At 62.7% G+C, this 20,822-nt stretch carries 18 protein-coding genes and 1 tRNA gene; 3 read left to right on the top strand and 16 right to left on the bottom strand.

The window, feature by feature from the left end:
* Positions 1–11: 11 nt before the first annotated feature.
* From JQ624_RS20235 to JQ624_RS20265, 7 genes are all read right to left on the bottom strand, one after another.
* The gene (locus tag JQ624_RS20235) at positions 12–845 is read right to left on the bottom strand and encodes a phosphoenolpyruvate hydrolase family protein (RefSeq protein WP_212420673.1); all 834 of its coding nucleotides are present in this window, start codon (positions 843–845) and stop codon (positions 12–14) included.
* Between the two features lie 2 nt (positions 846–847).
* Positions 848–3,085, bottom strand: a complete 2,238-nt coding sequence (locus tag JQ624_RS20240; RefSeq protein WP_212420674.1) for an ABC transporter permease — start codon at positions 3,083–3,085, stop codon at positions 848–850.
* Positions 3,078–3,860 (bottom strand): ABC transporter ATP-binding protein, encoded by a 783-nt coding sequence (locus tag JQ624_RS20245; RefSeq protein WP_212420675.1) that lies wholly within the window; start codon positions 3,858–3,860, stop codon positions 3,078–3,080. Before JQ624_RS20245 ends, JQ624_RS20240 begins: the two co-directional genes overlap by 8 nt.
* A complete protein-coding gene (locus tag JQ624_RS20250) occupies positions 3,853–4,935 on the bottom strand; it encodes a branched-chain amino acid ABC transporter permease (RefSeq protein ID WP_212420676.1) in 1,083 nt (360 codons plus the stop codon). The genes JQ624_RS20245 and JQ624_RS20250 overlap by 8 nt, the downstream gene beginning before the upstream one ends.
* Before the next feature lies 1 nt (position 4,936).
* Positions 4,937–5,947: a branched-chain amino acid ABC transporter permease gene (locus JQ624_RS20255; protein ID WP_212420677.1), complete on the bottom strand. Its 1,011-nt coding sequence runs from the start codon at positions 5,945–5,947 to the stop codon at positions 4,937–4,939.
* 129 nt (positions 5,948–6,076) lie between these two features.
* Positions 6,077–6,904, bottom strand: coding sequence for an AraC family transcriptional regulator (locus JQ624_RS20260; RefSeq protein ID WP_212420678.1), 828 nt, complete (start codon positions 6,902–6,904; stop codon positions 6,077–6,079).
* A gap of 128 nt (positions 6,905–7,032) precedes the next feature.
* Complete coding sequence (locus JQ624_RS20265; protein ID WP_212420679.1) at positions 7,033–8,283, bottom strand: ABC transporter substrate-binding protein; 1,251 nt, start codon at positions 8,281–8,283, stop codon at positions 7,033–7,035.
* Positions 8,284–8,653: 370 nt separating this feature from the next.
* Here JQ624_RS20265 and JQ624_RS20270 point away from each other — a divergent pair, with 370 nt between their 5' ends.
* A complete protein-coding gene (locus tag JQ624_RS20270) occupies positions 8,654–9,547 on the top strand; it encodes a DUF2066 domain-containing protein (RefSeq protein ID WP_212420680.1) in 894 nt (297 codons plus the stop codon).
* Positions 9,548–9,574: 27 nt separating this feature from the next.
* Here JQ624_RS20270 and JQ624_RS20275 read toward each other — a convergent pair whose 3' ends face one another.
* From JQ624_RS20275 to JQ624_RS20305, 7 genes are all read right to left on the bottom strand, one after another.
* Positions 9,575–10,342 carry an SDR family NAD(P)-dependent oxidoreductase gene (locus JQ624_RS20275; RefSeq protein WP_212420681.1) on the bottom strand — a complete coding sequence of 256 codons (768 nt, stop codon included), beginning with the start codon at positions 10,340–10,342 and terminating at the stop codon, positions 9,575–9,577.
* Positions 10,339–11,454: an ABC transporter ATP-binding protein gene (locus tag JQ624_RS20280; protein ID WP_212420682.1), complete on the bottom strand. Its 1,116-nt coding sequence runs from the start codon at positions 11,452–11,454 to the stop codon at positions 10,339–10,341. Before JQ624_RS20280 ends, JQ624_RS20275 begins: the two co-directional genes overlap by 4 nt.
* A 10-nt stretch (positions 11,455–11,464) precedes the next feature.
* Positions 11,465–12,322 (bottom strand): carbohydrate ABC transporter permease, encoded by an 858-nt coding sequence (locus JQ624_RS20285; RefSeq protein WP_212420683.1) that lies wholly within the window; start codon positions 12,320–12,322, stop codon positions 11,465–11,467.
* Positions 12,315–13,166, bottom strand: a complete 852-nt coding sequence (locus tag JQ624_RS20290) for a carbohydrate ABC transporter permease (RefSeq protein ID WP_249129952.1) — start codon at positions 13,164–13,166, stop codon at positions 12,315–12,317. Before JQ624_RS20290 ends, JQ624_RS20285 begins: the two co-directional genes overlap by 8 nt.
* A 74-nt stretch (positions 13,167–13,240) precedes the next feature.
* Positions 13,241–14,527, bottom strand: coding sequence for an ABC transporter substrate-binding protein (locus JQ624_RS20295; RefSeq protein WP_212420684.1), 1,287 nt, complete (start codon positions 14,525–14,527; stop codon positions 13,241–13,243).
* A 60-nt stretch (positions 14,528–14,587) separates the two neighbouring features.
* Positions 14,588–15,760 (bottom strand): ROK family transcriptional regulator, encoded by a 1,173-nt coding sequence (locus tag JQ624_RS20300; protein ID WP_212420685.1) that lies wholly within the window; start codon positions 15,758–15,760, stop codon positions 14,588–14,590.
* Between the two features lie 536 nt (positions 15,761–16,296).
* Positions 16,297–16,371: transfer RNA gene (locus JQ624_RS20305), tRNA-OTHER, on the bottom strand.
* A 283-nt stretch (positions 16,372–16,654) separates the two neighbouring features.
* Between JQ624_RS20305 and JQ624_RS20310 the strand changes: the two genes are divergently transcribed.
* Entirely contained in the window at positions 16,655–17,821 is a 1,167-nt protein-coding gene (locus tag JQ624_RS20310; RefSeq protein WP_212420686.1) for an FIST N-terminal domain-containing protein, read from the top strand.
* Positions 17,821–19,176, top strand: coding sequence for a hybrid sensor histidine kinase/response regulator (locus JQ624_RS20315; protein ID WP_212420687.1), 1,356 nt, complete (start codon positions 17,821–17,823; stop codon positions 19,174–19,176). The genes JQ624_RS20310 and JQ624_RS20315 overlap by 1 nt, the downstream gene beginning before the upstream one ends.
* 29 nt (positions 19,177–19,205) lie before the next feature.
* Here JQ624_RS20315 and JQ624_RS20320 read toward each other — a convergent pair whose 3' ends face one another.
* The gene (locus JQ624_RS20320) at positions 19,206–19,892 is read right to left on the bottom strand and encodes a response regulator transcription factor (protein ID WP_212420688.1); all 687 of its coding nucleotides are present in this window, start codon (positions 19,890–19,892) and stop codon (positions 19,206–19,208) included.
* 190 nt (positions 19,893–20,082) lie between these two features.
* Positions 20,083–20,769 carry a response regulator transcription factor gene (locus JQ624_RS20325; protein WP_212420689.1) on the bottom strand — a complete coding sequence of 229 codons (687 nt, stop codon included), beginning with the start codon at positions 20,767–20,769 and terminating at the stop codon, positions 20,083–20,085.
* Between the last annotated feature and the right edge of the window lie 53 nt (positions 20,770–20,822).

The raw sequence follows: 20,822 nt of genomic DNA on the forward strand, positions 1-20,822 counted from the left end.
TGCTCCCGGCGTTATCGCGCGCCGATCGCCTTGAATTTACGAACCTGTTCCGTCAGCGCCCGCTCCACCGGCAGGCGCTCCATCGAGGAGGCGCCGTAGAAGCCGTGGCACTTGCGCGTGTGCTTCATGATGAAGTCGGCATCGTCAGGCTCGGCGATGGGGCCGCCATGGGCCAGCACCAATATGTCCGGATTGACGCTGAGTGCCGCTGCCGCCCAGGTGTCGATCCGTTCCGGGCAGTCTTCGAGCCTTGGTGCGGTATGCGCGCCGACCGCGCCGCCGGTGGTCAGGCCGAGATGGCAGACGACGATGTCCGCGCCCGCGATGGCCATCGCGGCGGCCTCGCTTTCGCTGAACACGTATGGCGTCGTCAGCATGTCCTTGTCACGCGCCTTGGCGATCATGTCGATCTCCAGCGCGTAGGACATTCCGGTCTCTTCGAGATTGGCGCGGAAGATTCCGTCGATCAGCCCGACGGTCGGAAAGTTCTGTACGCCGGCAAAGCCGAGCGCCTTCAACTGGTCCAGGAAGAGGTCCATGTCGCGGAACGGGTCGGTGCCGTTGACGCCGGCCAGCACCGGCGTTCTGGTCACCACCGGGAGCACTTCGCCGGCCATTTCCACGACGATGGCGTTGGCGTCGCCATACGGCATCATTCCGGCAAGGGAGCCGCGCCCGGCCATGCGGTAGCGGCCGGAATTATAGATGACGATCAGGTCGACGCCGCCGGCCTCTTCGCATTTGGCTGATAATCCTGTGCCGGCGCCGCCGCCGACGATCGGCTCGCCCCTGGCGGCCATGGTGCGAAACTTCTTCAGGATGGCTGAACGTTCGAACTTCGCCATGGTCACCTCGCGACTTTCCGACGGGTCCCCGGGCGTCCGACCAGAGGACGGAGCGCGTTGACGATGGCGGATGCAAATTCGGGTTCGTTGATGTGGCGCTTGACGCGGATGAGCTGGCGATTGCTGGTCTGGCGCACGCTGTGTTCAAGCGCGGTAAACAGCGCCGCGTCCGCTTCCGGATTCCAGAACGGCCGGCCCGGCGCATCGAGCGCGGAAACCCCTCCTTCCGGCAGGAAGAAGCGCACCGGCCCGTCCATCCGGTTGAGCCTCTCGCCGATCCAGCGCCCGATGCGGTCGTTCTCCTCCGGTGTGGTGCGCATCAGGGTCACCTGCGGATTGTGAACGTGGAATTTGCGCTGGCGATAGCGCTCAGGGATGGTGTCGGGTGCGCCGAAATTGACCATGTCGAGGGCGCCGGTAGAGCCGATGAAGGGCAGGCGGCTGCGGATGATCGCGCCAAAGCGATCGTCGGTGGCGGGAAACACGCCACCCATCAGGAGATCGCACACTTCCGTCGTCGTGAGATCGATGACGGCGGCGAGCATTCCGGAATCGACCAGCTTTTCCATCGAACGGCCGCCGACGCCGGTGGCGTGGAAGACGAGGCATTCGAAATCGTTGCGCAGGTCGGCGGCGATCTTCTGCACGGCCGGCGTCGTCACGCCGAACATGGTGATCCCGATGGCCGGCAGATCGGCCGGCGCGTTGCGTTCGGTTTTGGCCTGATTGTCCAAGCGCGCCTTCACCATGCCGGCGATGGCGTTGGCGCCGTTGGCGAGCACGGCGCGCGAGATCGAGTTGAGGCCCTGCACGTCGGTGACCGAATACATCATGGTGATATCGGCAGGACCCACATAGGGGCCGACATCTCCCGAAGCGACCGAGGAGATGATGAGCTTTGGCACGCCGATGGGGAGGCTGCGCATGCCCAGTGCGACCAGCGAGGCGCCGCCGGAACCGCCCGCCGAGATGATACCCGCGACATTGCCCTGGCGGCGCAGCCAGTTGGCGAAGGCGTCCGCCATCGCTGTCACCGACGCGCCGCGGTCGGACCCGAACACGCTTGATCCGCCGCGCCCGTGGTTCAACGCGATTTCCTGGGCGGAGACGTCGCAGGTGGAGAGCTTGCCGCTGGTTGACACGTCGACCAGGCGCGTCCGCAAGCCCTGTCCGGCGATCACGTCGCGAATGAAGCGCAGTTCCTCGCCCTTGGTATCGAGTGTCCCGGCGACGAGGACGACGGGTGGACCGGACGGGCTTTGTACAGCCGCGCCGGCCCGGCGCTTTTGCCGGGCAGTGTCTTCGATCCGCGTAACGCCCGTCGAAAGCGTACGCGCTGCGGCCTCGATGCGGGCAATGGGGACCGGCTGCGACCAGCGCGTCGGCAGCGTGGGATTGGAGATGTAGATCCGGATTGGTGCTGCACTCGCAGCGCGCGGCGGCACGGAACGCGCCTTGGCTTCGGCACTTGCATCGGCGGCTTCGAGATCCGTTTCCGGCTCGGCATGGACGCCAACGACTCCAACACCAAGCAGGCGCTGTTGCAGTTCCCGGTCAGCCGCGAGGCGCGCGGAGTCGATGATGCGATTGACGCGGCCGTTGACCATGATCGCGACATTTTTCGAAATCGCGGTGGCGACGCCGATGTTCTGCTCGATCACGAGCACCGACATGTCGCCGTCTTCGCCGAGGCGCACCAGCATTTCCTCGACCTGGGCGACGATGACAGGCGCCAGGCCCTCGGTCGGCTCGTCCATGATGAGCAGATGCGGGTTGGTGAGAAGGGCGCGAGAGATCGCCAGCATCTGCTGCTCGCCGCCCGAGAGCTGGCCGCCGCCATGGTCCTTGCGCTCGGCAAGGCGGGGAAATGTCTCGTAGATGCGATCGATGGTCCAGGCGCCGCGCCGCATTCCGGCGGCGAGGCTCAAATGCTCGGCGACGCTGAGCGAGCGCCACAGGCGTCTGCCTTGCGGAACATAGCCGACGCCTGCCTGCGCGATCCGCGCCGGGCTGAGGCGGGTGATGTCTTCGCCGCGAACGCGAACCGAACCGCCGCTCGCCCGCAGCAGGCCCATGATGGTCTTGCACAGCGTGGTCTTGCCCATGCCGTTGCGGCCGACCACCGAGAACACGCCGGAGTCCAAAGTCAGGTCGACGCCCTGCAATGCATGGGAATGGCCGTAGTAGACGTCGAGGCCCCTGACTTCGAGGGCAGGCGCGGCGCGGCGGACCTCACTCATGACCGGCCCCCAGATAGAGTTCCTGGACCTCGGGGTCGGCTTCGATCTCGTGCGGCAGGCCTTCCTTGAAGATACGGCCGTTGTGCATCATCGTGACGCTCTCGACGACGCGCAGCGCGACATCCATGTCGTGCTCGATGATGATGTAGCCGATATGGGCGGGCAGCGACGTCAGGATCTCGATCAGTTCGCGCCGCTCGGTGGGGGATAGCCCTGCTGCCGGCTCGTCGAACAGGATGAAGCGCGGGGCGCCGGCAAGCGCGAGCGCGATTTCGAGCTGTCGCTGCTGACCATGCGCGAGTTCCGCGACCAACTGTTCCCGGACCGGCGTCAGATGCACCGCCTGGATCAATGCTTCAGCCGCATGCATAAGGGCGTCGTTCGCACCCGGGCGCAGCGGAGAAAACCGTCCGCGGGATACGCCGCGGCAGGCGAGGTAGACGTTGTCCCGCACGGTGAGGCCGGGAAACAGCGCCGAAATCTGGTAGGTGCGGCGCAAGCCGCGCCGGATCCGTTCATAGGGCGGGAAGTGGGTGATGTCCTCGCCGAAGAAGCGGATGGTGCCGGATGACGGCGGAAAGTCGCCGGTCACGCAATTGAACAGCGTGGTCTTGCCGGCCCCGTTGGAGCCGAGCACGGCGCGGCGCTCGCCCGGGCGAACCGTGATGGTGACGTCGGTCAGCGCCGCCAGCGCGCCGAACAGCCGCGTTACGCCGCGCAGCTCCAGCGCGGCGCCGGAACCGACCGCTGAAAAGCGTGGCGCGGCGCTATCCATGGCCATGGCCTCCGCTCGGGCGAGTATGGGTATCTGCCGCGCGGCGGCGCCATCGCTCCCAGAGCCCGATCACGCCATCCGACGACCAGAACACGATGGCGAGGAAGCCGAGGCCGATCAGCAGCCGGAAGCGATTGCCGTCGAGCCCGAACTTGACCAGGAGATCGAGCGCGAAGGTGCGCAGGATGACGAAGATGAAGGCGCCGATGAAGGGGCCAATGGGGCGCGTGATGCCGCCGACCACGGCGATGATCAGGATATCGATGCAGGCGCCGACACTGACGGAGCCGGGCGAGATCTGGCGGTAGTTCCAGACCTGCAGCACGCCGCCGAGCGCGGCGATAAAGGATGCAAACGCATAGGCTGCCACGCGGTGCGCGTTGACATTGAAGCCGAGCGCCGCCATGCGGCGGGGATTGTCCCGCACGCCCTGCAGCGCGAGGCCGAACGGCGCGCGCGAGACATATTGAACCGCGAAATAGCAAAACGCGGCGACGCCCAGCGTGACGTAATAGTAGGGGACGTCGGAGCGCCAGTCGACGCCCCAGAATTTCGGCGTGGCGATGGTGTTGATGCCGGTGTGGCCGCCGAAGATCGCCCAGTTCTGATTGGTAAAATAGTAGAAGGCCGCACCGATCGCGAGCGTGATCATGATGGTGTAGATGCCCTCGGTGCGCACCGCGAGTGTGCCGCCGAGCGTGCCGAAGATGGTCGCGAGCACCAGCGCCATCGGCGTGGCGAGCCACCACGGCCAGCCGAGGCTGATATTGGTGTTGGCGCTCATGCCGAACACCGCGACCATGTAGGCGGCAAAGCCGGCGACGGTGAGCTGCATCAGGCTGACCATGCCGCCATAACCCGCCAGGAACATCAGGCTGAGGGCGATGGTCCCCAGGATCAGCGTCGTGGCGAAGATCTCGATCAGGAAGAAGCCGCTGGCGATGAACGGCATGATCAGGAGGATCGCCGCCACCACCCAGACGGCAGGCTGGTTGAATTCCGGCCACGCCAGCAAATTCGCGCGCGCTCCTGCCGGCGGACTGGTCTCTCGATGCGCGCCCTGGACCAACGACATGTCAGCGCCTCGCCAGCAGGCCCTGCGGCCGCAGCGCCAGCACCAACACCATGATGAGGAAGGTCACGACGATCGCGTAGGTCGGGATGTAAACGGAGCCGAGCTGCTCGGCGAGGCCGATGATGACGGCGCCCAGCGCCGCGCCCGGGATCGATCCCATGCCGCCGACGATGACGACGACGAGGGAAGCCAGCAGGAAGCGGGTATCCTCGCCGGGCGAAATCGACTGAAAGGTTCCGCCGACGACGCCCGCAATGCCGGCAAGGCCAGCGCCAAGCGCGAACACGACAACGAAGACGAGCTGGATCGGCACGCCGGTCGCCGCCAACATATCGCGGTCATCGACGCCGGCGCGCACCATCATCCCGACGCGGGTTCGATTGAGCGCAAGCCACATCGCGATGCCGATCACCACTGCAGCGACGAAGATCACGAGCCGCACCATCGGGTAGCGCAGATAGACCGCCTCGCCCGACGATTTGAGCGCGGTGACCAGCGGCAATTCGATCGGGCCGACCAGCCAGTTCGGGGTCTGGATCTGATAGAAATCGCCGCCGAATACCCACAGCATCAGGTCCGCAAACACGATCGAGAGCCCGATCGTGACCATGGTCTGGCGCAGATCCTGCCCCTCCATGCGGCGGAAGACGACGATTTGCAGGACTACCCCGACCAGCGCCACACCGATAAACGCGACGATGAAACCGAGCACCCAGGAGCCGGTCCAGACGCTGATGGCGTAGCCGATATAGCCGCCGAAAAGGTAGAGCGAGCCATGCGCCAGATTGACGTTGCGCATCAGGCCGAAAATCAGGGTGAACCCGCTTGCCACCAGGAAGTAGAGGCTGCCGAGCGTGATGCCGTTGAAGACAGCGTTGAGAAAGACCCGCTTCCTGCCTATTGCCTCTTCGAGGCCGGGCGGCCACACGGCAAGGATCAGCCACAGCATCACCGCGACCGCGATCAGCAGGATCAGCGCCCATGCCGGATGGCGTTCGATGAATCGTGTCACGGTAGCAGCCCGGCCATCGCCATACCGTCCTCCCAGACGCCGCGGCCGTTTCGGCTCGCGTTTTGGGGCATCCTAACGGCGCCGCAATCCCTGCACTTGATTGTCAGTATCTTTTCGCGCCTGATACACTCAGGGGCGCAAGACTTTGGCGGCGCGGCGGTATTCCGTCGGCGCCATCCCGACATTGGCGGCGAAGAAGCGCGTGAAACCGCTCTGGGAGGAGAAGCCGAGATCGAAGCCGATATCGGCGATCGGCACTTCGGTCGCGACCAGGGCGTCCAGCGCCTGTTCCATGATGAGTGTATTGAGATAGAGGTTCGGGGTGACGCCGGTCTGGGTGCGGAACAGCCGGTAGAAGTGCGGGCGCGACAGCCCGGAGGCCCGCGCGATCGAATCCAGTTCGATCTCGGCGCCCGGACTTTCGGACATCAGCTTGATGGACTTGCGGACGCGGAAGTCGGTGACGGCGGCCGTGGTGCGCGCCTCCTGCACTGGCTGGGATATCTGCCAGCTCTCGTCATAGCAACTGTCGATCAATTGCCTGAGTTCGCAATCAAGACTGCTTAACGAAGGCGCGCCGCAAACCAGCGCCGCGGATCGGCGAATATGCCTGTCGAGCGTGGCCGTGCGCTTGAAACAGGTGCGGCCGAACCGCAGGCTGTGGGCGCGGGCCGCATCCGGGGCGAACCATTCGGCGTTGACGTAGAGCACGAAGAAGATCGCGCCGTTCTCTAAGTCGGTGGGGACAAAATTGTGTGGTTCCCAAGGGTTGACGGCAACAATGGAGTCTTCTGCGAGGAACCAACGCTCGTCGCAGACGTCAATGCGGGCGGGTGTTCCGCCGACATGAAAAATCAGATGCCCTTCGCGATGCGCGTGCATGTTGAAGGGCCGGTTCAACTGATAGACCGTCGCGCGACCGAACCGGCCGTGGAAGACGGCGAGAGCCTTGCTCATGCCTTCCCTCCCGCGGGATGTTCTTGTCTTTTCAACCAGCGTTCAACATCCGCCGCGGGAATGCAAGGGAAGATCACGTCCAGCCCGGGCCCCGGCGTGACCGGGGCCCGTTCGCAAATGCGAAGAACTCAGTACTTCTTGCACTCCGGAACGGTCCGGCTCGGCAGCCCGATCTTGGAGAATACCGCCGGGTCGTAGCCCAGCGTCTGGTTCACGTTGGGAATGACCTTCACGACCTTGCTGAACAAGGCGCCCTTACCGTCATCCACCACTTCGGTGACAAAATTGGTGCCGATGGCCTGGCGGTTGGAGTCGAGCTTGATCTTGCCGTTGGGCGCGTCGAGCTCGATCTTGGCAAGGGCTTCCTTGAGTTTCGCCTGGTTGTTGCTGAGATCGCCGTTGACCTGACGCAGTGCGAGGATGAGCGCCATCGTCGAACCGTAATAGTTGGTGGCGAGCAGCGACGGGCTGGGGAATCGCTTGTTGGGCGGGAAGGCATCCTGGTAGGCCTTCACGAACTTCTGCCAGCCCGGATCCTCCCAGGTATCGGCCTGGCCGCTGGCGGCAATGGTGCCGAGCAGCGCGTTCTTGGCGTTGCCCTTGGCGGAGAGGATGGTCTGATCGACCATGATCGAGCCGCCCATCAGATGCGCCTTGCCGCCGGCCTGCTGATACTGGTTCAGGAAGTTGACGGCGTCCGCGCCGCCGAGGCCGAGATAGATCGCATCGACATCGTCGGGCAGGGCGGCAATGACGGACGCGAAGTCCTTGGTGCCGAGCGGCACCCATTGCCGGTTGGTGACCTGCCCACCGGCGCCGCAGAACTCGAGCACGAGCCCGAACACCTGCGTATAGATGAACGAATAGTCTTCGCCGACGGTGGCGATCTTTCGATAACCCTTGGTCTCATACGCGTATTTGCCAAGCCCAACCTGCCACTGCGCGCCGTCCATGTTGAAGCGGAAGAAGTTTGGTGACGGATCGACGTAAGTGGTTTCCTGGGCGCCGGAAGCGGCGTTGACGAAGGTCAGCTCGGGGCGCGTCTTGGCAAAATTCTTGACCGCGATGCCTTCGTCGCCGGACAGCGGCGACAGCAGGATCTGGACCTTGTCCTGCTCGATCAGTTTGCGCACCGCGCGAATGGCGGAGTCGGGCGTGGCATCCGTCGACGCGATGATGAATTCGAGTTCCTTGTCGCCGACCTTCTTGCCAAGCGCATTGAGCGCCGTCTGGTGTCCGCGTATTCCGTCCTCGCCGAGCACCGTATAGGTGCCCTCGAGTGTCGCAGTGACGCCGACCTTGATCTTCTCTTGAGCTAAGGCAGCGCTGGAAAGCAACAGGCTGCTCAGCGCGACCAGTCTCGCACAGCTTCTAAACATCGAACCCCTCCCTTGTATCGCCAGTTTTAGGTCGTCCTAAAAAATCGCCCTGCCGTTGATGGCCGGTTGCCCATCGTGAGCCGGAATGCATTCGGGATCGCCGGGCGAAAGCTAGCCGAAGACTGGGCCGGTGCACGCAACCTCGCCTGTTGCAACTTGACCAGTAGTCTCATTTTGCATGCTGCGCCGCGACGAGATATGCGGTGACTTGGGATCGATGATTCAAGATTATGGGCTGCAGGGACGAAGCAATAAGTCCCTGATTTCACTGACGGGTGCCGCAGGACTCGAACCTGCGGCCGGAGCGCCGGTTGAGGCGCCAGTTTAAGAACCTCGCGAGAAGCGCGAGCGGAAACGCGGAGGCATCATCATGGCCGATCTGCATCGGACGAGACACCGGTCTATCCTGACAAGCCGTGGTGCGAACCGCGCGATTGTCAGGATATTCTTGGCAGCCGCGTTTACCTGGTGCGCCGGTGCCATGGCTGCCACGGGAGCCGATCTTTATCGCGCAAAGGTCACCGTGACGGGCCAGGGCGAGGCGAACCGCATCATTGGCTTTGCCGCCTGCCTGGAGGACGTCCTCGTCAAGGTATCCGGTGCACAGAAACTCAGTGCTGACCGGCGATTGGCCGCTTACAAATCGAAGGCAAAAGATCTCGTCACGGCATTCAGCTATCGTGATCAGTTTTCGGGCAAGCCCACTCGGGACGAGCAGGGCACCCGTGACCGGCCCTACGATCTCACCGTGGAGTTTGAGGAAGGGAAGATCGACGACATTCTTGGGGCGTTTGGCCTCAAGCCCTGGCTTTCACATCGTCCGCTCCTTGCCGTCTTTGCCGAGATGGAGCAAGGCCCAAGGAGCTATCTCGTGACATCGGATGGAACCCAGTCCGACTTGCAGCGTGACGCACTGCTCGCCGCGGCCGACAAGCGTGGCATCAGCATTGTGCTGCCGGGCACGGCGGCGCTGGAGAAATCGAACATCACCGGCGCTGATCTCAGGACGGCGCCGTTCCCGGCGCTGGCGCCGGTTGCGGCCGAGCTGGGTGGCGATGTCGTTTTGGTCGGGCGGTTGGTCTGGAATGACCGGGAGCTCGGATGGGCCACGCAGTGGCAGATGGACTGGCGCGGCCGGACGCACCGCTGGCAAATTCGCGGCGTCACATTTGATGAAGCCTTCCGGCGCGGCATCGGCGGCGCGGCTCAGGTCTTGTCCGGCAATGGCGACTGGAGCGGCGGCCCGCAGCGACCAACATATTGAGATCGGCAAACGAGGACAGTCTTCTTCCTATCCAATGCCTCCGTCGACCTGGAAGCACTGGCGCGTGATGCGTTGGCTCTCGTCAGACGCCAGAAACAGCGCAAGACTCGCGATGTCGTCGGGTGTCACCGCATCGGGAATGGCCTGACGTGAACGAAGTTCTTCGATCTTCTGTTCGTCGGGGTACCATAGCTGGCGCTGTCGTTCCGTGATCACCATGCCGGGCGCGATGGCGTTGACGCGTATGCGGTCTGGCCCAACCAGCCGGGCCAGCGAATTGGTGAAGCCGACGATCGCCGCCTTCGCCGCCGCATAGGCCGGCAGCGCCGGTGCGCCGCGCATCCATGCGACGGACGACATGTTGATGATCGAACCGCCGCCGCGTGCCTGCATCTGCGGCACCACCGCTTGCGCTGCGAAGAAGACGTGCTTGAGGTTGACACCGATCATCCAATCGAATTGTTCGGGCGTCACCTCGGACAATACCTGGCGCTGGTCGTTGGCGGCGTTGTTGACCAGCACCGTGGCATCGCCAAGCGTGATGCGGACCTGCGCCATCGCATCGCGCAGGGCGTCGATGTCGAGCAGATCGCACGGCACGAACAGCGGCGCGGAGCCGGACGCAGCCGCCACCTCCCGCACCAGCGCTTCACCGGCAGCGGCATCGATGTCGAGGAAGGCGACGCGGGCCTGTTGGCTTGCGAACGCGCGCACGAAGGCGGCGCCGATGCCGCTGGCTCCGCCGGTGATCAACACCACACGGCCCGCAAGGCCGGCGTAACTGGTCTGGGTCATGCGATCAGCCGCTCCGTCACGGGGTCAAACAGGCAAATGCGGCGCGTGTCGAGCGCGAAGGGGGCAAGCGCCCCCGGCGCGGGCCTTATGTCCGGCGTGATGCGCGCCAGCACCGGCTCGCCGCCGAGCCGCAGCAGCACGATGGTCTCGGCGCCGGTAGGCTCGACCATCTCGACCGGTGCGTTGATCACGATGGGCGCGCCCGATGCGCCGGAAAATCCACGGCTGCCCTCGGCAATGCATTCCGGCCTGATTCCGAGCACGACGTCGCGGCCGACAAAGGAAGCGGCCGCGTCATATCCCTGCAGGCGAAGCCGGACCTCGTCCGGCCGCCCGGCGCCGATCACGACCACCGGCCCGCCATCTTCCGCCACCAGCCGCGCCGGCATCGTGTTCATCGGCGGCGAGCCCATGAAACGCGCGACGAATAGATTGGCCGGGTAGCGGTACACCGTGTCCGGATCGGCGAATTGCTGCACCTCGCCGTGATGCATGACCGCGATCCGCGTCGCCATCGTCATCGCCTCGATCTGGTCGTGGGTGACATAGACGATGGTGGCGCCGATGCGCTGATGCAGCCGCTTGATCTCCATCCGCATCTCCACGCGCAGCTTGGCGTCGAGATTGGAGAGCGGTTCGTCAAACAAGAACAGCAGCGGATCGCGCACCAGCGCGCGCCCCATCGCCACGCGCTGACGCTGGCCGCCGGACAATTGCGACGGCTTGCGGCCGAGCAGCGGCTCGATCTGCAGCAGGCGCGCCACGCTCGCCAGCGCCTTCTCCTGCTCTGCCTTCGGGACATGGCGGCATTCCATTCCGAAGGTGATGTTCTGGCGCACCGTCATCGACGGATAGAGCGCATAGGACTGGAACACCATGGCGATGTCGCGGTCCTTGGGCGCGATGTCGTTGACGACCCGCCCGCCGATTTCCACGGTGCCTGCGCTCGGGCGATCGAGCCCGGCCACGATGTTGAGCAGCGTGGACTTGCCGCAGCCGGAGGGCCCGACCAGCACGGTGAATTCACCGCTCTCGATGTCGAGGTTGATCCCTTTCAGCACCTCGAGATTGGCGTAGCGCTTCGACAAAGCGCGAATGCTCAACGCTGCCATAACACCCCCATCATTTCACGGCGCCGGCAGTCAGGCCGCGCACGAAGTACCTGCCGCCGAGGAGATAGATCAACAAAGTGGGCAGTGCTGCGATGATCACCGCAGCGCTTTGTACGCCATGTTGCGGGATATCTGCGATTGCGGCAGATAGCGCGATCAGAGCAGCCGTGACCGGCTGCTGTTGGCCGGTCGTGAATGTCACGCCATAGAGGAACTCGTTCCAGATGTGCGTGAACTGCCAGATGACGGTGACGATCAGGATGGGAGCCGAGAGCGGCAGAATGATGCGCCAGAAAATACGAAAAAAACCGGCGCCATCGATGCGCGCGGCCCTGATCAATTCATGTGGAATGGCGATATAGTAGTTTCGGCAGAACAGCGTGGTGAAGGAGAGCCCCTGGATCGTGTGAATCAGCACGAGACCCGTCAGCGTGTTGATGAGACCGATGTCCCGCAGCACGATGGTCCAGGGTAGCAGGCGCATCTGCTGGGGAAGGAACAGGCCAAGGGTCACGATGCCGTAGATCCAGTTATCGCCGCGAAAGCGCCAGAGCGACACGGCGTAACCGGCAATCGCACCGAGCATGGTGGAGAAAATCGTCGCGGGAATCGTGACGAGCGCGGAGTTCAGCATGTACGGCCGGATGCCGGCGCAGGTTTCAGCGACGCAGAAACCGCTCCAGGCAGCGAGGTAGTTGCTCCAGGCCCATTGCTTCGGCCAGCCGATCATCGAGGCCTGCGCGATCTCTTGGTTGGTACGGAGCGAGTTCAGCATGACAACAGCCAGTGGCGCGAGATAGGCTGCCGCGATCAATGAGACGAGCAGATAGATCAAAATCCGGCTCGGCGCGAAGGTTCGATCACGCATGGGTCGCCCGCCGTCGCTGGACATAACGCCACGCCGCATACGGCAGCAGCACCACAAGAAGAATAAGCAACATGAGCACTGCCGCCGCCGCACCCCGGCCGAGCTGGCTACGCTGGAACATCAGGTCGTAGACGACGAGGGCCGGCAGTTGGGTCGCGATTCCAGGCCCGCCATTGGTGAGCGCGCGGACGAGGTCGAAGGCCGAAATCGCGAACTGCAGCTGGACGACGACGACGGTGATGGTGATCGGCCAAAGCGTCGGCAGAATGACGCGCCAGTAGGTTCGGATCGGTCCAGCGCCGTCGATCTGCGCGGCCTTGATAATGTCGGCGTCGACGGACCGAAGGCCGGCGAGGAAGAGCGCCATTGCGAAGCCCGAAGATTGCCAGATCGCAGCGATAACAATCGTCCAGATGGCCATGTCGCGGTCGACCAGCCAGTCGAAGCGGAAGGAGGTCCAGCCGAGGTCGTGGACAAGCTTCTGGATCCCAAGGCCAGGATTGAGCAGCCAACTCCAGACTGTGCCGGTGACGACGAACGACACCGCCAGCGGGTAGAGGAAGATGGATCGCAGCACGTTCTCGCCGCGAATACGCTGATCGAGCAGGATCGCAAGGATGAGCCCGGTCACCAAACTCAGCAGCACGAAAGCGCTACCAAACAGCAGCAGATTGTCGAAGGCGATCTTCCAGTTCCGCGACGCCATGACCGCCGTGTAGTTGCGCAAACCCACCCAGCCCGAGACCGGAACAAGAGTGGATGGCGTGAACGAAATCCAGATCGTCCACAGCGAAAACGAAACGAGATGCGCGGCGGACAATAGCAGCGGCACCCAGATCGTCATATATTCGGGCAGCCGGCGGACCACACCGGAAATCGCCGGCCACCCTGTTCGCGGTGCTGCTGCGCCGGTGCCGGTCAACGCGAGCCCTCGACGGCCTCGGCGAGGCGGGTGACCGCCTGCTCCGGCGTAATCGTCTTGTTCTTCACGTACTCGGTGAGCACGTCGATCATCGCTGCGGTCAGGCCGTTTTCCTGCGCCATGTTGTGCGCGAGGCTCAGGACGGCCTGATTGTTGGCGACAGCGTCCTTGAGCGCAGCTGCGGTTCGCCGTTGGCCGTCCGACCAGCCATCACCAGAGAGATCGACGTCGGTGCGCACGGGTATCGATCCCGTGATCTGCGAATACATTGTCTGGATCGCCGGATCCATGACGAGCTGGGCCATCAGCGTCTGACCGGCCTGCAGATCGGGCTCCTTGCGCTGCCAGAATATGAAAGCATCGGCATTCAGCAGGAAGACCGGCCTGCTATTGTCGCTGGGGCCTGGCGCGATGATGAAGTCGTCGAACTTGAAACCGGCGTTACGCAACACGCCTTGGGCCCAGCCGCCCTGGATCATCATGCCCATGTCGCCGTCGACGAAACGCTTCAGGTTGGTGGCATAGGGTTGGGCGCCGACGTTGGGGTCCATCCAGTTGGCGATCTTGCGTACCTGTGCGAAGGCAGCCTTTATCTCGGGACCCTCCAAAGCCTTCTTGTCGAGATTCATGATGGCTGCGCGGTATGAAGCGGGACTGATGCCGGCGAAAGAGGCCTCGAATTTCTGCCCGTCATCGGGGCGGGTGCCGCCGTTGGCGATCGGATATGTGATTCCGCCTGCTTTCATCTTTTCGGCAAGATCGTTGAAGTCAGCCCAGGTTACGGGGATCTTGTCGGCCTTGGCTTTGTCCATCGCGCGTTTGGAGAGAAACAGCATGTTGGTGCTGTAGATCTGCAACGGCAGCGAGATCCATTTGCCCTCCGGCTTATGCAACCGTGCAAGGTCTGGCGCGACAACCTTTTCGTAGCCGGCGGCAGCGACAAGGGCGTCGAGATTGACGGTTGGGGCAATCTTCGACCAGGCCGCAATCTCGGGGCCCTTGAGTTGCGAACAGGCTGGCGGATCGCCGGCTATGATCTGAGCACGCAGCTTGTTCATCATCTCGGTGGTGAACCCGGGGACGGGCGAGTGCTGCCAAATCCCGCCCTTCTCCTCGAATTTCTTGCCGAGCGCCGTGATAGCCGCCCCATCGCTGCCTGCGGACCATTGCGAGATGGCGGTCAGGCGCGGCTTGACCGCGCTTTGCGCGCGGGCGAACGCCGGCAATGCAAGCGCGGCAGCGGATCCAGCGAGCAGACGACGCCTTGTTGTTGTGATCGGCATGGTACGTTCCTCCCGGGTGTGAACTTTTTGACGCGTGCAAGCCGCGCCGCTCATGGCATCTCAGGCGGCCTCCACCGACGCGGCCGGCATGCCGCCGCGGCAAGCCAGACAACAGGCCGCAAAGGCCAAGGCAGAACTCGGATCATTGCTGCTCGAGGGCGGCACGAAAGCCAGCGACGCTTGCGCGAATTTGAGCCCACCCAGCAGGCAGGCATCGATCCCGTCGACCAAAGCCATGCGATCGTCGTCCGCGAGAAGCGACGGCCAGCCGCTGACGACCACGCCAGGACAGGGCTTCACGTTCAACGTATTGCCGATCGCAAGGCCGAGGCGGAACAGCCGGCGCCGCAACTCCCGGCGCACGCGCGACGGAATCGGGATTGCGTTCACCCAATTGTCTCCAAGCTGCAGCAATTCCGGCTCGCCAACACCAAGAAGCTTGGCCAGCGCCGGAAGTGACGTGTAGGCTTCGACACAGCCGTGATGGCCGCAGCGGCATCGCGGACCGCCCTCGCCAAACACCATGTGGCCGAGTTCGACCGGCAGCAAGGCGTTGGCTTCGATGGCATCGTCCACCCAGGCGCCCGCCACGCCTTGGCCGACGAACACGAACAGATGCGCTCCGGTCAGCGGATAATCTTTGGTGCGGCAGCGCTGAAACATCGCATGCGCCACGACCGAATTGGTGAACTCGACCGGCGTGCCCGCAAACATCTCGCCGAGCATGCCGCGAACCAGCCCGATGTCACAGGGAATGATCGGATTGTCGAGTTCGCTCGACCGGCCAAGGCCGGGGACCGAAACGCCGATCTGCGCGAGCCGAACCCGTCGCCGCCGTGCCCAGTCCTGAAGCAATTGCAGCGCGTCGCGAAACACCCGGCTGACAGACGCGACGGTTGGCGTTTTCGGCAGCGGCAGGCGCTCGGTGTAATGCAGTTCGCCCGAGAGCCCGCCGACGCAGACGCTCAGCCGTTGACCGGTGAGCTCAAGAGCCGCCAACGCCACGGATTTGTCGAGCGATACCAAACCGGTCGGGCCACCGAAATAAGGCGCAGGCCGCCTCACTTCCTCGATCAGACCCTCCGCCTTCAGATCAAACAGAATGCGCGACAGGCTCGCCTCGGACAGGCGCACCGCCTTGGCCAGGGGAGGCCGAAACATGCCGCCCGACTGAAGCAAATGCCCCAGAATGGCCGCACGCGTCTGCCGCCGACTCCTCGGCTGCTCCGACATTTCCGTCCCTGTCGTCATTCTTACTTAGTGTAAGAATGTGCGCGCGGAGCCTCTCGACTGTCAAGGCGGTTGCCGGCTCAATTCATGGACTTGCTGTTGTGCGTGGCAGCAAAATTAAGCGGGCGCACTTTTCCGTTCGAAGCTGCCAGTCAATCGTCTGCCTCAAAGTGGCAAGCGGCCGCGCGCGTGCTCGGTCTCGGTCAAGACCATACGTCCATTGCGGAAGCGGCGGAAATGCAAGACTTGACCAAACGTCGACGCAGCTTGAGCCACTGCGGCGAATCTCCCGTCAATCGGTGTTAACCGGCGTCCGTGCCCTGCTGGTCCAACCATCGTGCCAGATATGACTTGGGCGCCCGGCCGATTTACCTTGGTGCGGACACACCGGAAAAGATTGTCAGCGCCGCTTACAGAACACGCGGGTTACGCCCGCTTCGCTTTGCCTGATAGAGGGGCTTGGTTGGCCACTTTCATCAGGTCGGAAATTCCACCCCCAACGGACGGCGAGATGAACACCAGACAAGTGATTGATTTGCTGGTGGGCCCGGCAGGACTCGAACCTGCAACCAGACCGTTATGAGCGGGAGGATAACGGTCGAGTCTGCTGATTTTCCTGCTTTTTCGTCTTTGTCGCGCTTCGGCGACGTCGTTTCTGGTGCGAAACTGGTGCGGTCGGCGTGCTCGGTCACATGGAAGCGCACTGCGGGCGAAGACAGTCTGTCGACACAACAGCTCCCGCTCACCAAGCATGCCTCATATTGGTCCGCCCCATATCGCGTGCACATACGGCGCGCATCCTGGACCAGGCCCGGGATGGCGGTTTGCGCCCAAGAGAAAAAGCATTTAATCTTCAAGCGACTGGCGTCAGACCAGGCGACGATCGGGGAGAGACCAGTGGAGCAAACCGATATTCGGTTTGGCAGTGCATCTGGTGTGACTGTCGCCAAGGCGAAAGCGCCGACCCCGAATGAGGCCGCGGCTGAAATCGCCCGCCAGTTGCCCTCTGACGATCTTGCGATGGTCCTGGTCTTTGTGTCGCCATACTATGACCCGCATCGCTTTGTGGCGGAGCTTGTGAAGCACTTCGCGGATGCGCCGGTGTACGGCTGCACGACCGCCGGCGAGTTGGCGCCGGATGGTTGGGATGAAAACAGCGTCGTCGCCTTGGCGTTCAGTAAGCGCGATTTCCGTGTCGTTGCTCGCCCAATTCTCAACCTTGGCAATTTTCGCGTCGAGGATGGCAGGAGGATCGGCAGTGAGCTTCGACAGGAATTGCTTCGGGACGAGACTGAAGTCGAAGGTAGCCGTTCGTTCGGACTGGTGTTGATCGACGGCATGTGCCGGCGCGAAGAAGCAGTAATGTCCGCCATCTACGCGTCACTCGATAATATTCCGATCGTCGGGGGATCGGCAGGGGACGGTTTGCGCTTCGAAAAGACCTGGGTATTTTTCGATGGCGAGGCTCACACCGACGCTGCGCTCTTGATATTGCTCAACACGTCGCTGCCGTTCCATGTGTTCAAGTGTGACAATTTCGTGCCGACTTCAAAGAAGATGGTGGTAACGGATGCCGACATCGAGCAGCGAGTGGTCAAGGAACTGAACGCCGAACCCGCGTCAGAAGAATATTCGCGCGCCGTCGGTATTGTGAACACCAAGCTCGATCCGTTTGCATTTGCGTCTCATCCGGTGCTGGTACGGGTTGGCGGCGCATACTATGCGCGATCGATACAGCGTGTGGATCCTGATGGATCATTGCGTTTTTTTTGCGCGATCGACGAAGGCATGGTCTTGACTGCAGCGACGTCGCAAAGCCTGGTCGGTGCGACGCTGGATGCGTTCTCCAAGGCGCGCAATGAGATTGGCGACGTTTCTCTATACATCGGGTTCGAATGCATCTTGCGCCGCCTGGATGCTGAACAGCATCAACTGGCGCGAGATATGTCGGAGCTTTATCGCCAGAATGGCGTTATCGGCTTCCATACCTACGGCGAACAGTATGGTTCGATGCACGTCAACCAGACGTTTACCGGGGTGGCCATAGGCAGGCGGCCAGTTTGATGGAAACGAAGGAAAGTCCCAGTGATCTCGAAGAGTTTCAACGTGAGACCACGAAGCTCAGGAAGATCAACGCGGCGCTGATGTCTCGCGTCGAACGTTCGATGGATCAGCAGTTCAACGCCTTCGCGTTGTTCGAGACGGCTATCGCATTGGACCACCAGGTTCGCGAGCGGACCCAACAGCTACGGGATGCGCTGCATTCCATCGAGAAGACCAACGAGAGCCTGCATCGCGCGAAGCAAAAGGCCGAAGCGGCAAGTTCCTTGAAATCGTCGGTGTTGATCTCCGTGACTCACGATCTATTGCAGCCATTGAACGCCGCCCGGCTGACGCTATCGGCGCTTGCGGAGCTGGTGGAATCCAAGGACGGAATGCTGCTTGTGGAGCAGGTCGATCGATCGCTGATAACCCTCGAAGATTTGCTGCGTTCGCTGCTGGAAATAGCGAAGTTGGACGCCGGCGCGCTGCGACCGGAGGTGCGGCCGATTGCTATCACCCCTCCATTTGAGCAGCTTCGCAGCGAGTTCGAACCGATCGCCGAGAAGCAAGGTCTTTCGCTGCGGATTTGTCCTTCGTCGCTCGCCGTTGCCTCCGATCCGATGATGCTCAGGCGCATCCTCCAGAACTTATTGGCGAATGCGCTGCGATATACCAGGGCCGGCGGCGTCGTGATGGGATGCAGGCGACGCGGCGACCGTGTCTGCATCCAGGTGTCCGATACGGGTCCGGGAATTCCCACGGCGCAGCAGGAAGCAATATTCAGAGAGTTCCAGCGCGGCGAGGCGGGCGCCAGCGATCAGGCCGGCTTTGGGCTTGGTCTCTCGATTGTCCGCCGCTTCGCAACGGCCCTCGGTCATGAGGTCCGAATCTCGTCAGAAGTGGGCCGCGGATCGACCTTCTTCCTGGAATTGCCTCGGGCCGATCCCGCCAATGTCGTGGATGAATCGCACGAGGTTCAGCTCGTTGATCGCCGATATGGCGGATTGGAGGGGGCCAAGATCCTGTTGATCGAGAACGATCCGTCGGGTGCGGAGGCGATGGCCACTTTGTTGGAGGGGTGGGGGTGCGACGTCGCGACCACACGGTCGACGGCCGACGCCCTGCAGCGCCTCAGCGAGTTAGGGGGAGCGCCGGATGCGATCGTCGCGGATCTTCACCTGGACCATGGCGAGAGCGGGCTGGCGGCCGTTGAAGAGATCAGGCAGTCGATGAAAATGGACGTTCCCGCGATGATCATCACCGCGGACTACTCCGAAAAGGCTGCAAAGGAAGCGAGTTTCCGTGGGCTTGAGGTGATGAAGAAGCCGGTAAAGCCGGCGGAAATGCGGGCTCTGCTCTCATTCCTGCTCACATAGCCCGGTTGACCGTTTACTGCGCATCGCCTTCAACGCCGATCCGGCACGCGGCCCGCGACCGTCTTGTTGGCGGTCAAGTTCGCGAAATCAATCTTGGACATTTCGACGATAGCCCTGGTGCGGCTGAGAACGTTGAGCTTGCGCAGGATTTCTGAAACGTGGACCTTCACCGTGGTCTCGGAGATCTTGAGCTCGTATGCGATCTGCTTGTTCTGCAGGCCGCGTCGCAGCATTTCGAGGACACGCAGCTGCTGTGGCGTCAGATCATGCAGACGCTTCAGCAGTTCCTGGGCAGGTCCCCGGCGCGGGTGCGTCACAGCGCGATAGCTCTTTGGCAGGCAAATCGACCCGCGCAGCGCTTCTGCTATCGAATGAGCGAGTTCCTGCTTCGATGATGATTTCGGTATGTAACCGGATATGCCGAGCGAGAGTGCGCTGGCCACGATTTGTGGGTCCTGGTGCGCAGAAACAACGACGATGGGATTGCGGGGAAATGCTTTGCGAATGCGGATGATGCCGGACAATCCTGTCGTACCCGGCGTAGACAGATCGAGAAGGACGAGGTCAATGCCATCGACCGACGACGACAGCACGTCGATCGCTTCATCGATCGAAGTCGCCTGAAGAATATCGGCGTCCGGAGCCGCCATGCGCAGAGCCAGCTCAAGGGCCTCGCAAAATAGCGGATGGTCTTCGACGATCAGAAATCGCGTCACGCTCAAGCCATTCCCTGGTCATTCGTTGCCAAAGTCCAAGAAGATTGCAAGCATCTCTGCTGCAGGATGGCTCAACTTGATCCAGATCAATGCAGTGCAAAGATATCGCAACCGAACGGCCAGACGTGACTCAATTGGACGGTGGGCCGGAATATGTCGCCCGGCGGTCGATGGGACGGTTGCGCGCCGTTCATTGCGGCCTGTTGCGATCGGTCCGGGCAGGCGATCGGCTCTTTGGATCGGGCAAGTCGATCTTGCCGATTTCAATGACCGCCTTGTTGCGGCTGAACAGGCCGAGCTTCCGCAGGATCTCCGTGATGTGCGCCTTGGCCGTCGACTCGGCGAGTTGCAGTTCGTGGGCGATTTGCCGGTTTGGGTAACCCTTGCGCAGGAGATCGAGCACGCGAAGCTGCTGGGGCGTGAGTTCGCGAAGCTTCGCCTGCAAGGCCTGGGTGCTATCTGGGCTTCTTCGACCGGTTGCCGCCGCGAAATCCCTTGGCACGGAAACCGAACCGCTGAGGACGCCCTCGATCGATAACGCCAGCTCCCGCTTCGATGTCGATTTCGGCAGATAACCGGCGGCGCCGAGCGAGAGAGCCTCGCGCACCACGTGCTGGTCCTCTTCGCTCGACACGATAGCGACGGGCAGGCGAGGGTGGGTCTCGCGCAGCCGCAGAAAGCCGGAAAACCCCGTGGCGTCCGGCAAGGACAGATCAAGCAAGGCCAGATCGATCCCCTGCTCGGATGCGAGAATGTGAAGCGCGTCGTCGATCGACATCGCTTCAAAGATCTGAGCCTCCGGAAGTGCCAATCGCACCGCATTGCCGAGGGCTTCGCGGAACAGTGGGTGATCGTCAATGATCAGGAAGCTGGTCATAACGCCTTCCCTCGGTTTCACCGCGCGGGCGGAAAGGGCGCAGCCGTCGCCGG

It is taken from the genome of Bradyrhizobium sp. AUGA SZCCT0283, from assembly GCF_018130385.1.
GTDB lineage: Bacteria > Pseudomonadota > Alphaproteobacteria > Rhizobiales > Xanthobacteraceae > Bradyrhizobium.